The following is a 16,097-nucleotide window of genomic DNA, read 5'->3' as shown; positions in this document are numbered from 1 at the left end:
GATGGCGAACGCACTCACCGCTTCAACGTGTTGTCCTCACCGCTGATCACCGCACGACCGGGAATGCCGGCATCCGACCGCCACCGTGACTGGACGGTACTGAGCGGTGCGGGGCGGCCCAACCCCTACGGACCCCTCATTCGCGCCCGCCCGGTGACCGGATATCCGCAGCGTGCGGCGGGTCGGGCCGGTGCCGGGCCGGCAGCGCGGGACGGGCCGGCAGCGGGCTGACGGACCGGTCGGGCGCGGCCGGTCAGCCGAGGTGCCGGGCGGGGGTCGGCAGGATCGTCCGCAGCCGTCCGGGCGGGGTGGCGCGGCGCCGCCACTCGCGGGGGTAGCCGACGGACACCTCCTCGAACCGGACGCCGTCGTACCAGGTGGTGCGGGGGATGTGCAGGTGGCCGTAGACGGCGACGCGGGCGTCGTAGCGCAGGTGCCAGTCGGCGGTGAGGTCGGTGCCGCACCACTGGGCGAACTCGGGGAAGCGCAGGATCCGGGTCGGTTCGCGGACCAGCGGATAGTGGTTGACCAGCACGGTGGGCAGCCCGCCGCGCTCGGCGTCGAGCCGCCGCTCGGTCTGGATCACCCGGGCCCGGCACCAGGCGTCCCGGGTCGGGTACGGGTCGGGGTGCAGCAGGATCTCGTCGGTGCAGACCACCCCGGTCTCGTGCGCCCGGGCCAGCGCCTGCTCCCGGGTGTACGTCCCCGGGGGCCGCCAGCTGTGGTCGTACCCGACGAAGAGCGGGGCGATGAGGACGGGATCGCCGTCCGGGTCCCACACCGGGTACGGGTCCTCCGGGGTGAGCACGCCGAGGCGGCGGCACAGCTCGACCAGGTGCCGGTAGCGCGCCTCGCCGCGCAGTTGGACGGTGTCGTCGCGGGGTGTCCACAGCTCGTGGTTGCCCGGCGCCCAGATGACCTTGGCGAACCGGTCGCGCAGCAGGGTGAGCGCCCACTCGACGTCGGCGGCGAACTCGCCCACGTCACCGGCGACGATCAGCCAGTCCTCGTCGCCGTCGGGGCGCAGCGCCTCGACGACGGCGCGGTTCTCCGCGTACACCACGTGCAGGTCGCTGATCGCGACGAGTTGGCGGATCCGGGTCACCCGGCACCTCCCGTGTCTCCGGGCACCCGCGCGCACCCCCACCGCCCGGCCGGCGCGTCGGCGCGCGGGCCGGGTACGACCACCTGACGGGCTCCGACCCTATGGAGGCCCGCCGGTGGCGGCACACCCCTAGATGGACACGGCACACCCCTAGGGCCGGTGTCGACGTCCCCGGCCGGCCTGCGGCGGGCCCATGCGGCGACGTCGACACAGGCCCTGGGGCGGGTGCCGCGGCGCCGGTCGGGGACGGCGACACCCGCCCGGGGGCGGACGGTGGTCACGACTTGCCGAACTCCCGCTGGATGATGTCGAAGATGTCGTCGGAGGTGGCGGCGGCCAGGTCGGCGGCCGACTCGACGGTGGCCGGTGCGGGCGGGCTGTCGCCGCCGCGCCACCGGGTGAGCAGGTCCTCCAGCCGGCGGGTGATCTCCGCGTCGCCGCGCCGCTCACCGGGGACGTCGCGCAGGAGCTGGTCGAGCCGGTCGATCTCGGCGACGACCGGGGTGGCCGACCCGTGGGGGGTCAGTTCGGCCCGCAGGTGCGCGGCGAGCGCCGTGGGCGTCGGGTGGTCGAAGACGAGGGTGGTGGGCAGGGTCAGCCCGGTCTCGGTGGCGAGCCGGTTACGCAGTTCGACGGCGGTGAGCGAGTCGAAGCCGAGTTCCAGGAAGCCCCGGCCGGCCCGGATCGCGGTCGGGGTGCGGTGGCCGAGCACGGTGGCGGCGGTGCCGCGTACCAGGTCGAGGAGGATGCGGTCGCGTTCGGCCTCGCCGGCGGCGGCGAGCCGGTCGCGCAGCGCCTGCGGCGCGCCCCCGTCCGGCGCCGGCGGCTGCGGCGGTTCGGCCGTGCCGGCCTCGGGGATCTCGTCGAGCAGCGGGCTGGGGCGCAGGGCGGTGAAGGAGGCGGCGAACCGGTCCCAGGTGACGTCGGCGACGACCACGGCCGTGTCGTCCCGGTCGAGGGCGGCGTGCAGGGCGGTGACCGCCAGGTCGGGGTCCATCGCGGGCAGGCCTCGACGGGCTAGCTGTTCCTGCTGCTCACCGTGTGCCATGCCGGCGCCGGCCCAGGGTCCCCACGCCACGGCGGTGCCGGCGAGACCACGGGCGCGCCGCCGGGCGACCAGCGCGTCGAGGTACGCGTTGGCGGCGGCGTAGCCGGCCTGGCCGGCGGAGCCCCACACTCCGGCGATGGACGAGAACACCACGAACGCGTCCAGCCCGTCGGGGAGCAGGGCGTCGAGGTTGGCCGCGCCGTCCACCTTGGCCCGCAGGACGTGGGCCAGTTCGTCGGCGCCCAGTTCGGTCAGCGGGGTGGAGTGCGCCGCCCCGGCCGCGTGCACCACGGCGCGGACCGGTTCGCCTTGGAGGTCGTCCAGTAGCGCGGCGAGCGCGGTCCGGTCGGCCACGTCGCACGCGGCCACGGTCACCTCGGCCCCGGCCGCGCGCAGCCGCTCGGCCAGTTCCACCGCTCCGGGGGCCTGCTCGCCCTGCCGGCTGGTCAACACCACATGACCGGCCCCAGACGCCACCGCCCACTCCGCCACCCGGGAGCCGAGCGCACCCGTGCCACCGGTCACCAGCACCGTGCCCGACAGCCGGAACTCACGCCGCACCACGTCATCGACGGCCCGCACCAGACGCCGGACGAACACCCCCGACGACCGCACCGCCACCTGATCCTCGACCCCGGAGGCCAACACCCCACACACCCGCCGCACCGCCCGCGCGTCGAGCACCTCCGGCAGATCCACCAAGCCACCCCAACGACGCGGATCCTCCAACGCCGCCACCCTCACGAGGCCCCAGCCGGCCGCCCCGACCGGATCCACCACCGCGTCCGAGCGGCCCACCGACACCGCACCCCGGGTCACCCACCACACCCGACCACCCAGGTCGGACGCACCCAGCGCCTGCACCGCCGCCAACACCCCACCGACACCCACGCCGGACAACGACAGCAACGACACCACCCCGGCGACCTCGCCGACGTCGCGCAGCGCCTTCGCCACCAGTTCCCGGTCGGCCGGGCCGTCGAGCAGCACCGGCCGGACCTGCGCGCCGGCCGCCGTCAGACCGTCGGTCACGGCCGTGAGCAGCGGGTCGTCCACGCCGGTGTACGGCACCAGCAGCAGCCAGGTCCCCGACATCGCCGGTTCGACATCGGGTACGGCCCGCCAGTCGATCCGGTAGCGCCAGGAGTCGGCGGTGGCGCGTCGCCGTCCCGCCCGCCGCCACCGCGCCAGCGTCGGCAGCAACGCACTCAACGGCTGATCGGCCGCCAGCTGGAACTCCTCCCCCAACCCGGCCAGGTCCTCCTGCTCCACCGCCGCCCAGAACCGCTCGTCGGTCCCTGAGCCGCCGGTGCGGTCCGGCGTGGCGGTCGGCGGGCTGTCGTGCAGCCAGTACCGCTGGTGCTGGAAGGCGTAGGTGGGCAGGTCGACGGTGGGGGGCTGGTGGCCGGTGTGGGTGAACCAGGGCGTCCAGTCCACCGGGGTGCCGGTGACGTGCAGGCGGGCCAGGGCGGTGACCAGGCTGGTGGTCTCCGGCTGGTCGCGGCGTAGGGCGGCGATGTGGTGGGTGGGGCGGTCGGTGGGGGTGTCGGCAGCCATCGCGGTCAACGTGGCGTCGGGGCCGACTTCCAGGAACGTGGTGACCCCGGCCTGGTGCAGGGTGGCCACCGCGTCGCCGAAACGGACCGCCTGACGGACGTGCCGGACCCAGTAGTCCGGCCCGGCGATGTCCGTCGGGTCGGCGATCTGGCCGGTCAGGTTGGACACGATCGGCAGCTTCGGCGCGTGCCAGTCCAGGCCGGCCAGGACCGTGCGGAACTGGTCGAGCATGGGCTCCATGAGGCGGGAGTGGAAGGCGTGGCTGACTGACAGGCGCTTGACCCGCCAACCCCGCTCACCACACAACCGCCCGACCCGGTCCAGCTCCGCCACCGGGCCGGACAGCACGACCGACCGGGGACCGTTCACCGCCGCAACGTCCACACCACTGCCATCAACGGCAGCCCCGCTGCCGAGGCCGGTACCGGCCTCGGCGTCAGGTGCGGTGCCGATGATCTCACCGATCTCGGCCTCGCTCGCGCCGACCGCCAGCATCCCGCCACCAGACGGTAGGGCCTGCATCAACGAACCCCGGGCCGCCACCAACGCGCAGGCATCCTCCAGCGACAACACCCCCGCCACATGAGCGGCAACCACCTCACCGATCGAATGCCCGGCAAGGTAATCGACCCGCACGCCCCAGGAGGAGAGCAGCTCGAACAGCGCCACCTCCACCGCGAACAACCCGGCCTGGGTGAACACCGTCTGACCCAGCAAGGCCGACAGCTCACTACCCGGCTCGGCGAACACCACCTCCCGCAAGGAGTGATCGAGCCGGCCTTCGAACAGGGCACACACCCGGTCGAACACGTCCGCGTACACCGGGAACCGGTCGTACAACTCCCGACCCATGCCCGCACGCTGCGCACCCTGACCGGTGAACAGGATCGCCCGGCGGCCCGGGGTGACTTCGCCGGTGACGAGGCCGGGCGCGGCCGTGCCCTCCGCGAGGGCGGACAGGCCCGCGCGCAGGTCGTCGGCCGTGACGCCCAGCACCACCGCCCGGTGTTCGAGGGCCGCCCGGGAGGTGGCCAGGGACCAACCGACGTCCACCAGGGACAGGTCATCGCGCTCGCGCGTGAAGTCGGCCAACCGGACCGCCTGCCCGGCCAGAGCCGGCCCCGAGCGCGCCGACACCAGCCACGGCACCACCGGCAGGTCGGCATCCACATCCCGCTGCCGGCCGGACACCTCCCCCGCCGGCACCGCCCGCCCGTTGGCGTCCCGCTGCCCGGTGCCCGTGCCACGCTGCACGACACCCGACGACGGCTGCGCGACAGCCGAATCCGGCTGCGCCTGCGACTCCGGCTCGGGCTGTTCGAGGATGACGTGGGCGTTGGTGCCGGAGATGCCGAACGACGACACCGCCGCCCGCCGGGGTCGGTCCACCGTCGGCCACTGCCGCGCCTCGGTCACCAGCGCGACCGCACCGGAGGTCCAGTCCACCTTCGACGACGGGGCGTCCACGTGCAGGGTCGCCGGCACCAGGCCGTGCCGCATCGCGAGCACCATCTTGATCACCCCGGCCACACCGGCCGCCGCCTGGGTGTGGCCGATGTTCGACTTGATCGAGCCGAGCAGGAGCGGTTCGCGGTCCTCCCGGCCCTGCCCGTAGGTGGCGAGCAGGGCCTGCGCCTCGATCGGATCGCCCAACGTGGTGCCGGTGCCGTGCGCCTCGACCGCGTCCACGTCGGCGGTGCTCAACCCGGCGTTCGCCAGGGCCTGCCGGATCACCCGCTGCTGCGCCGGCCCGTTCGGGGCGGTGAGGCCGTTGGACGCGCCGTCGGAGTTGACCGCCGAGCCGCGCAGTACGGCCAGGACCCGGTGACCGTTGCGCCGGGCGTCGGAGAGGCGCTCGACGAGGAGCATGCCGACGCCCTCGCCCCAGCCGGTGCCGGCGGCGGATTCGGCGAACGAACGGCAGCGCCCGTCGGCGGAGAGGCCGCCCTGGCGCTGGAACTCGACGAAGGTGGCCGGGGACGCCATCACGGTGACGCCACCGGCGAGGGCGAGGTCACACTCCCCGGCACGCAGCGACTGCGCCGCCAGGTGCAACGCCACCAGCGACGACGAGCACGCCGTGTCCACGGTGACCGCCGGCCCCTCGAACCCGAACGAGTACGCCACCCGCCCCGACAGCACGCTGGTGGCGTTGCCGGTGAGCAGGTGACCGCCGACCTCCTGGTCCCGACCCATGGCCGTCGAGGCGTACCCCTGGAAGCCGGCGCCCGCGAAGACGCCGACCCGCTCCCCCTTCAGCCGCGACGGGTCCGTCCCGGACGACTCGACGGCCTCCCAGGAGACTTCGAGCAGGAGGCGTTGCTGCGGGTCCATGGCCAGGGCCTCGCGGGGGGAGATCCCGAAGAACTCGGCGTCGAACGCGCCGGCGTCGTAGACGAAGCCACCCTGGCGGGGGAACGACGTGTCGGAGAGCCGGCCGTCGAGGAAGGTGTCCCAGCCTCGGTCGAGCGGGAAGTCGGAGATGCCGTCCCGGCCGGTGGCGAGCAGGTCCCACAGCTGGTCGGTGGTGTCGACGCCGCCGGGCAGCCGGCAGGCCATGCCGACGATGACGATCGGGTCGTCGCCGACCGGGGCGACCCGCTCCTGCTCCTGGGGGCCGGCCGGCGCGCCGGTCAGTTCGGCGCGCAGGTGGTCGGCCAGGGCCAGCGGCGTGGGATGGTCGAAGACAAGGGTGCTGGGCAGGGCGAGCCCCGTCTCGGCGGTGAGCCGGTTGCGCAGTTCGACGGCGGTGAGCGAGTCGAAACCCTGCCGCTGGAACGCCCGGTCGGCCGGCACGGCGTCGGGTGTGGCGTGGCCGAGCACGGCGGCGGCCTGGGCGCGGACGAGGTCGAGCAGGTACGCGTCCTGCTCGGCGGGGGTCATGCCGGCGAGTCGGCGGCCGGTCTGCCCGCCGTCGGTGAGGTCGCCGGTGGGTGCGGGCCGGGCCTCGGGGATCTCGTCGAGCAGCGGGCTGGGGCGCAGGGCGGTGAAGGAGGCGGCGAACCGGTCCCAGGTGACGTCGGCGACGACCACGGCCGTGTCGTCCCGGTCGAGGGCGGCGTGCAGGGCGGTGACCGCCAGGTCGGGGTCCATCGCGGGCAGGCCCCGGCGGGCGAGCTGTTCCTGTGCCTCGCCCTGCACGGCCATGCCGGCGCCGGCCCAGGGTCCCCAGGCGATCGACGTGCCGGGCGCGCCGCGGGCGCGCCGCCGGGCGACCAGTGCGTCGGCGTACGCGTTGGCGGCGGCGTAGCCGGCCTGGCCGGCGGAGCCCCACACTCCGGCGATGGACGAGAACACCACGAACGCGTCGAGTCCGTCGGGCAGCAGGGCGTCGAGGTTCGCCGCGCCGTCGACCTTCGCGCGGAGGACGTCGCGCAGCTCGTCCGGTGTGATGTCGGGCAGCGGGGTGAACTGGGGTGCGCCGGCGGCGTGGAAGACGGCACGCACGGGCTCGCGCTGGAGGTCGTCCAGCAGCGCGGCGAGCGCGGCCCGGTCGGCCACGTCGCACGCGGCCACGGTCACCCGCGCCCCGGCGGCGCGCAGCCGCTCGGCCAGCTCCGCCGCACCCGGCGCCCGCTCACCCTGCCGGCTGGTCAACACCACATGACCGGCCCCAGACGCCACCGCCCACTCCGCCACCCGGGAGCCGAGCGCACCCGTGCCACCGGTCACCAGCACCGTGCCCGACAGCCGGAACTCACGCCGCACCACGTCATCGACGGCCCGCACCAGACGCCGGACGAACACCCCCGACGACCGCACCGCCACCTGATCCTCGACCCCGGAAGCCAACACCCCACACACCCGCCGCACCGCCCGCGCGTCGAGCACCTCCGGCAGATCCACCAGACCACCCCAACGACGCGGATCCTCCAACGCCGCCACCCTCACGAGGCCCCAGCCGGCCGCCCCGACCGGATCCACCACCGCGTCCGAGCGGCCCACCGACACCGCACCCCGCGTCACCCACCACACCCGACCACCCAGGTCGGACGCACCCAGCGCCTGCACCGCCGCCAACACCCCACCGACACCCACGCCGGACAACGACAGCAACGACACCACCCCGGCGACCTCGCCGAGGTGGAGCAGGGTGGCGCGCAGCCGCGCGGCCAGGTCGTCCCGGCGGGTCGCCGCCGGGTCGAGGACCACCGGCACGACGTCGGCGCCGTGCGCGGCCAGGCCACCGACGAGCGGGTGGTCGGCCTGATCGGGCAGCGCCAGGACCAGCCACCTCCCGGCCAACCCCTGCTCGGGTACGGAGGGAGCAGGCCGCCACTCGACGCGGTGGCGCCAGGAGTCGGCGGTGGCACGTCGCCGTCCCGCCCGCCGCCACCGCGCCAGCGTCGGCAGCAACGCACTCAACGGCTGATCGGCCGCCAGCTGGAACTCCTCCCCCAACCCGGCCAGGTCCTCCTGCTCCACCGCCGCCCAGAACCGCTGGTCGAGTTCGCCGTCGGTGCCGGCGCTCCCGCTCCCGGTCGTGGTCGCCTCCGGCCAGTACCAGGTCCGCTGGAAGGCGTAGGTGGGCAGGTCGACGGTGCGGGGCTGGTGGCCGGTGTGGGTGAACCAGGGCGTCCAGTCCACCGGGGTGCCGGTGACGTGCAGGCGGGCCAGGGCGGTGACCAGGCTGGTGGTCTCCGGTTGGTCGCGGCGCAGGGCGGCGATGTGGTGGGTGGGACGGTCGGTGGGGGTGTCGGCAGCCATCGCCGTGAGGGTGGCGTCGGGGCCGACTTCGAGGAAGGTGGTGACCCCGGCCTGGTGCAGGGTGGCGACCGCGTCGGCGAAGCGGACCGCTTCTCGCACGTGCCGGACCCAGTAGTCCGGCCCGGCGATGTCCGTCGGGTCGGCGATCTGGCCGGTCAGGTTGGACACGATCGGCAGCTTCGGGGCGTGCCAGTCGAGGCCGGTCAGGATCGTGCGGAACTGCTCCAGCATCGGCTCCATCAGCCGGGAGTGGAAGGCGTGACTGACTGACAGGCGCTTGACCCGCCAACCCCGCTCACCACACACCCGCGCAACCCGGTCCAGCTCGGCCACCGGCCCGGACAGCACGACCGACCGGGGGCCGTTCACCGCCGCAACGTCCACAGCACCGCCGACACCGGCACCGCCGACACCGGCAGCGATGCCGGCCGGGCCGCCGCTCTCGCCGGTGTCACCGGTGGCAGTGCCCGCGATGTCGGCGATGGCCGCGCTGCCATGATCGACCACACTGACGCTGCCACTGCCGTCAGCGGCAGCCCCGCTGCCGGTGGCAGTGCCGATGACCTCGCGGACCTCGGCCTCACTCGCGCCGACCGCCAGCATCCCGCCACCAGACGGCAGCGCCTGCATCAACGAACCCCGCGCCGCCACCAACGCACAGGCATCCTCCAGCGACAACACCCCCGCCACATGAGCGGCAACCACCTCACCGATCGAATGCCCGGCAAGGTAATCGACCCGCATCCCCCAGGAGGAGAGCAACTCGAACAGCGCCACCTCCACCGCGAACAACCCCGCCTGGGTGAACACCGTCTGACCCAGCAAGGCCGCCAGCTCACTACCCGGATCGGCGAACACCACCTCCCGCAACGGATGATCCAACCGACCCTCGAACAGCGCACACACCCGGTCGAACACGTCCGCGTACACCGGGAACCGGGCATACAACTCCCGACCCATACCCGCACGCTGCGCACCCTGACCGGTGAACAGGATCGCCCGACGACCCGAGGACACCTGCCCGGTTACCACCCCGGGTGCGGATCCACCGTCGGCCAGCGCGGCCAGTCCCCCACGCAGGTCGTCGGCCGTGGCGCCCAGCACCACCGCCCGGTGTTCCAGGGCCGCCCGAGACGTGGCCAGGGACCAGCCCACATCCACCAGGGACAGGTCGTCGCGGACACGCGCGTACTCCGCCAACCGGGCCGCCTGCCCGGCCAGAGCCGGACCCGAGCGCGCCGACACCAACCACGGCACCACCGGCAGGTCGACGCTCGTACCCGGCTGCGCGTCACCCGACGCCGGCGGTGACTCCGGCTCTGGCTCGGGCTGTTCGAGGATGACGTGGGCGTTGGTGCCGGAGATGCCGAACGACGACACCGCCGCCCGCCGGGGTCGGTCCACCGTCGGCCACTGCCGCGCCTCGGTCACCAGCGCGACCGCACCGGCGGACCAGTCCACCTTCGACGACGGGGCGTCCACGTGCAGCGTCGCCGGCACCACACCGTGCCGCATCGCCAGCATCATCTTGATCATCCCGGCGACACCCGCCGCGGCCTGGGTGTGGCCGATGTTCGACTTGACCGACCCGACCAGCAGCGGCTCGTGCCCGTCCCGACCCTGCCCGTAGGTGGCGAGCAGGGCCTGCGCCTCGATCGGATCGCCCAACGTGGTGCCGGTGCCGTGCGCCTCGACCGCGTCCACGTCGGCGGTGCTCAACCCGGCGTTCGCCAGGGCCTGCCGGATCACCCGCTGCTGCGCCGGCCCGTTCGGCGCGGTCAGGCCGTTGGACGCGCCGTCCTGGTTGACCGCGCTGCCGCGCAGCACCGCCAGGACCCGGCGGTTGTCCCGCCGGGCGTCGGACAGGCGCTGCACCAGCAACACCCCGACGCCCTCGCCCCAACCCGTGCCGTCGGCGGAGTCGGCGAACGAGCGGCAGCGCCCGTCGGTGGAGAGCCCGCGCTGCCGGGAGAACTCGACGAACGCCCCGGGGGTGGCCATGACCGTCACACCGCCGGCGAGGGCGAGGTCGCACTCCCCGGCCCGCAGCGACTGCGCCGCCAGGTGCAACGCCACCAGCGACGACGAACACGCCGTGTCCACGGTGACCGCCGGCCCCTCGAACCCGAACGAGTACGCCACCCGCCCCGACAGCACGCTCGCCGAGGCGCCGGTGGCGCCGTAGCCGGCGAGGTGTTCCCCGCCGTACCGGATGAGGTTGTCGAAGTCCTGGCCGTTGGTGCCGGCGAAGACGCCAACGCGGCTGCCGCGCAGGGAGAGCGGGTCGATCCGGGCGTCCTCGATCGCCGCCCAGGACACCTCCAGCAGCAGCCGCTGCTGCGGGTCCATGGCGACCGCCTCGCGGGGGGAGATGCCGAAGAACTCCGCGTCGAACGCCCCGGCGTCGTCGAGGAACGCCCCCTGCGTCACCGACGACGCGCCGGGGTGGTCCGGGTCGGGGTGGTGCAGCGCGGCCAGGTCCCAGTGCCGGTCGGTCGGGAAGTCGGTCATCGCGTCGACGCCGTCGGCGAGCAGCCGCCAGAACCGCGCCGGTGATCCGGCCCCGGCGGGGAACCGGCAACCCATGCCGACGATGACGATCGGGTCGTCGTCGGCGGGCCGTACCGTCGAGGTCCGGGTCGCGGGCAGCGCCGCCCCACCGAGCAGTGCGGTGCGCAGGTGGGCCGCCAGGGCGGTGGGGTCGGGGTGGTCGAAGGCGAGCGTGGCGGGCAGGGTGAGCCCGGTGGCCACGTCGAGCCGGTTGCGCAGTTCGACGGCCGCGAGGGAGGTGAAGCCGAGGTCCCGGAACGCCCGTGCGGCCGGCACCTGGTCGGCGCTGCCGTGCCCGAGCACCGCGGCGACCTCGGTGCGCACCAGGTCGCGCAGGGCGGCGAGCTGGTCGGCCTCGGTGAGTCCGGCGAGACGCTGCCGCAGGGCGCTGCCGCCGGTGGCCCGGTCGGCGGTGGCGGCGTCGGTGACCTGCGGCGCGGTCAGCAGGTCCCGCAGCAGCGGGTCGGGACGGCGGGCGCCGGCGTGGGCGGCCACCCGGTCCCAGTCGACGGCGGCGACCACGAGGTGGGTCTCGTCGTCCTCGAGGGCCCGGGTGAGCGCGCGGACGGCGGTCGCGGGGTCCATCGCGCCGATGCCGGTGCGCGCCATCCGGCGTTCGAAGTCGCCGGCGCTGACTCCGCCGCCGGCCCACAGGCCCCAGGCGATCGAGGTGGCGGGCAGCCCTTCGGCGCGGCGGCGGGCGGCGAGGGCGTCGAGCCAGGCGTTGCCGGGGGCGTAGTTGGCCTGCCCGGGGCCGCCCATGGTGCCGGCCAGCGACGAGAACAGCACGAACGCCGACAGGTCGTGCTCGCGGGTCAGCGCGTCGAGGTTGCCGGCCGCGGTGACCTTCGCGCGTAGGGCGGTGGACATCTGGGCGACGGTGAGGCTGTCGACGACGGCGTCGTCGAGCGCCGCCGCGGTGTGCACGACGGTGGTGAGCGGCAGGTCGGCGGGGACGGTCGCCAGCAGGTCGCACAGGGCGTCGCGGTCGGCCACGTCGCAGGCGGCGACGGTGACCCGGGCGCCGAGCGCGGTCAGCTCCTCGGCGAGGGCGGTGGCGCCGGGCGCGTCGGGGCCGCGCCGGCTGACCAGCAGCAGGTGCGCCACGCCGGCTGCGGCGAGGGCGCGGGCGACGTGACCGCCGAGGGCGCCGGTCCCGCCGGTGACGAGTGCGGTGCCGCGGGGGGTCCAGCCGCGACCCGGGCCCGCCGGCTGGCCGGCGCGGACCAGCCGCCGGGCGTACGGGCCGGTGGCGCGCAGCGCGAGCTGGTCCTCGACGTGCTCGCCGCCGAGCAGCCGGCGCAGCAGCCGTACGCCGCGTGGGTCGGCGGTCGCCGGCAGGTCGACGAGGCCACCGAATCGGTGCGGGTGCTCGGCGCGCACGACGCCACCGAAGCCCCAGAGCGCAGCCTGGTCGGGGTCGACGGGCTGGTCGCGGGGGTCGACGCAGACCGCGCCCCGGGTGGCGATCCAGAGTCGGGCGGGGATCCCGGCGTCACCGAGGGCCTGGGTGAGGGTGACGGTGCCGGCGAGGCCGGCCGGCACGGCGGCGGCGTCGGGGTGCGCCCCGGGCGTGAGCCCCAGCAGCGACAGGACGGTCCCGGGGCGCTCCTGCCCGTCGGCGTACGCCTCGACGAGGTCGCGGGCCAGGCCGCTGCGGTCCCGGTCGGCGGCCACCGGCAGCACCCGTACGCCGGGCCCGGCGAGCGCTGCCGCCCACTGCCCGGCGGTCCCGGCCGGGTCGGCGGGTAGGACGAGCAGGAGGTCGTCGACGTCCTGCCGGTGGCTGTCGGGGAGCGCCTGCCAGGTGACCCGGTACCGCCACGAGTCGAGGGTCGACTCGGCGTCGCGACGGCGTCGCCACGCCGACAGGGCGGGCAGCACCGCGTCGAGCGGGGCGTCCGGGTCGACGGCGAGGGCGGTGGCGAGGGCTTCGACGTCCTGGTCCTCGATGACCTGCCAGAACGTGTCGTCGTCGGGTGCGCCGCCGCCGTCGCCGTGGGCGCGGGTACGGGCCTCCAGCCAGTAGCGCCGGTGGTGGAAGGCGTAGGTGGGCAGGTCGACGGTGCAAGGTCGGTGGCCGGTGTGGGTGAACCAGGGCGTCCAGTCGACGGGGGTGCCGGTGACGTGCAGGCGGGCCAGGGCGGCGACCAGGCTGGTGGTCTCCGGTTGGTCGCGGCGCAGGGCGGCGATGTGGTGGGTGGGGCGGTCGGTGGGGGTGTCGGCCGCCATCGCCGTCAACGTGGCGTCGGGGCCGACTTCCAGGAAGGTGGTGACCCCGGCCTGGTGCAGGGTGGCCACGGCGTCGCCGAAACGGACCGCCTGACGCACGTGCCGGACCCAGTAGTCCGGCCCGGCGATGTCTGCTGGGTCGGCGATCTGGCCGGTCAGGTTCGACACGATCGGCAGCTTCGGCGCGTGCCAGTCCAGGCCGGCCAGGACGGTGCGGAACTGCTCGAGCATCGGCTCCATCAGGCGGGAGTGGAAGGCGTGACTGACCGACAGGCGCTTGACCCGCCAACCCCGCTCACCACACACCAGCCCGACCCGGTCCAGCTCCGCCACCGGCCCGGACAGCACGACCGACCGGGGGCCGTTCACCGCCGCAACGTCGACAGCACCGCCGACACCGGCACCGCCGACACCGGCAGCGACACCGGCAGCGACACCGGCAGCGATGCCGGCCGCGCCGCCGCTCCCGCCGGTGTCACCGGTGGCAGTGCCCGCGATGTCGGCGATGGCCGCGCTGCCATGATCGACCACACTGACGCTGCCACTGCCGTCAGCGGCAGCCCCGCTGCCGGTGCCGGTGGCAGTGCCGATGACCTCGCGGATCTCGGCCTCACTCGCGCCGACCGCCAGCATCCCGCCACCCGTAGGCAGCGCCTGCATCAACGAACCCCGCGCCGCCACCAACGCACAGGCATCCTCCAACGACAACACCCCCGCCACATGAGCGGCAACCACCTCACCGATCGAATGCCCGGCAAGGTAATCAACCCGCACGCCCCACGACGACAGCAGCTCGAACAGCGCCACCTCCACCGCGAACAACCCGGCCTGGGTGAACACCGTCTGACCCAGCAAGGCCGCCAGCTCACTGCCCGGCTCGGCGAACACCACCTCCCGCAAGGAGTGATCGAGCCGGCCTTCGAACAGCGCACACACCCGGTCGAAGGCGTCCGCGTACACCGGGAACCGGTCGTACAACTGCCGACCCATGCCCGCACGCTGCGCACCCTGACCGGTGAACAGGATCGCCCGGCGGCCCGGGGTGACTTCGCCGGTGACGAGGCCGGGCGCGGCCGTGCCCTCCGCGAGGGCGGACAGGCCCGCGCGCAGGCCGTCCCGGTCCGCCGCGAGCAGGACCGCCCGGTGTTCCAGGGCGGCCCGCGAGGTGGCCAGGGACCAACCGATGTCCACCAGGGACAGGTCATCGCGCTCGCGCGTGAACTCGGCCAACCGGGCCGCCTGCCCGGCCAGGGCCGGACCGGACCGCGCCGACACCAGCCACGGCACCACCGGCAGATCGGCGCCCGCATCCCGCTGCCGGCCGGACACGTCACCCGCCGGCACCGCGACGGCCGGCAGCGGCCGGCCGGAGGCGTCCCGCTGCCCGGTGCCCGTGCCGCGCTGCCCGGCGCCCGACGCCGGCGGCGCGACAGCCGAATCCGGCTGCGCCTGCGGCTCGGGCTCGGGCTCGGGCTCGGGCTCGGGCTCGGGCTCGGGCTCGGGCTGTTCGAGGATGACGTGGGCGTTGGTGCCGGAAATACCGAACGACGACACCGCCGCCCGACGCAGCCGATCCACCACCGGCCAACCCCGCGCCTCGGTCACCAACGCCACCGCACCGGCGGACCAGTCCACCTTCGACGACGGCGCGTCCACGTGCAGCGTCGCCGGCACCACACCGTGCCGCATCGCCAGCACCATCTTGATCACCCCGGCAACACCCGCCGCCGCCTGGGTATGACCCAGATTCGACTTCACCGACCCCAACAACAGCGGCTCGAGCCCGTCCCGACCCTGCCCGTACGTCGCCAGCAACGCCTGCGCCTCGATCGGGTCACCGAGGGTGGTGCCGGTGCCGTGCGCCTCCACCACGTCCACGTCCACCGACGACAACCGCGCCGACGCGAGCGCCTGCCGGATCACCCGCTGCTGCGACGGACCGTTCGGCGCGGTCAACCCGTTCGACGCGCCGTCCTGGTTCACCGCCGAACCGCGCACCACCGCCAACACCCGGTGCCCGAGCCGTCGGGCGTCGGACAACCGCTCCACCAGGAGCACGCCGACGCCCTCGGACCAGCCGGTCCCGTCGGCGCCCTCGGCGAACGACTTGCACCGCCCGTCGGGGGCGAGCCCACGCTGGCGGCTGAAGTCGACGAACGTCTCCAGGGTGGTCATCACGGTGACACCGCCGGCCAGCGCGAGAGTGCACTCGCCGGAGCGCAGCGACTGCACCGCCAGGTGCAACGCCACCAGTGACGACGAGCACGCGGTGTCCACGGTGAGCGCCGGCCCCTCGAAGCCGAAGGTGTACGCCACCCGGCCGGAGAGCACGCTGCTGGCGGTGCCGCCGCCGATGAAGCCGTCCAGGGTCGCCGGGATCTCGCCGAGCCCGGCGGCGTAGTTGTGGTACATCATGCCGGCGAACACGCCGACCTTCTGCCCGCGCAGGGTGAGCGGGTCGATCCGGGCGTCCTCGATCGCCTCCCAGGACGCCTCCAGCATGAGCCGCTGCTGCGGGTCCATGGCCAGCGCCTCGTACGGCGAGATCTTGAACAGGTCCGGGTCGAAGTCCCCGGCGTCGTGCAGGAACCCGCCCTCGCGGGCGTACGTGCTGCCCCGGCGCTCCCCCGTCGGGTCGTACGCCCCGTCGGTGTCCCAGCCCCGGTCGGTGGGGAAGCCGGTGACGCCGTCGGTGGCGGCAGCGACGAGATCCCACAGCTGCTCGGGTGAGCGGACCCCGCCCGGGTAGCGGCAGCTCATCCCGACGATCGCGATCGGCTCGTGGCTCTTGGCGTCGACGGCCTTGAGGCGTTCGCTGGTCTCGTGCAGGTCGGCGGTGACGCGCTTGAGGTACTCGCGGAGCTTGGCTTCGTTCGCCATCGGGGTATTCACCTGTCG

Annotated in this window: 1 protein-coding gene and 1 pseudogene; both read right to left on the bottom strand. The window is 74.6% G+C overall.

The window, feature by feature from the left end:
• Window positions 1–253: 253 nt before the first annotated feature.
• Window positions 254–1,105: a metallophosphoesterase family protein gene (locus tag GA0070614_RS28355; RefSeq protein WP_088978817.1), complete on the bottom strand. Its 852-nt coding sequence runs from the start codon at window positions 1,103–1,105 to the stop codon at window positions 254–256.
• Between the two features lie 277 nt (window positions 1,106–1,382).
• A pseudogene (locus GA0070614_RS28350) lies at window positions 1,383–16,079 on the bottom strand (type I polyketide synthase); the annotation flags it as partial.
• Between the last annotated feature and the right edge of the window lie 18 nt (window positions 16,080–16,097).

Origin of the sequence: Micromonospora coxensis, assembly GCF_900090295.1 — a bacterium.
GTDB classification, from domain to species: Bacteria; Actinomycetota; Actinomycetes; order Mycobacteriales; family Micromonosporaceae; genus Micromonospora; species Micromonospora coxensis.
This window is presented reverse-complemented; position numbering and strand designations above follow the sequence as displayed.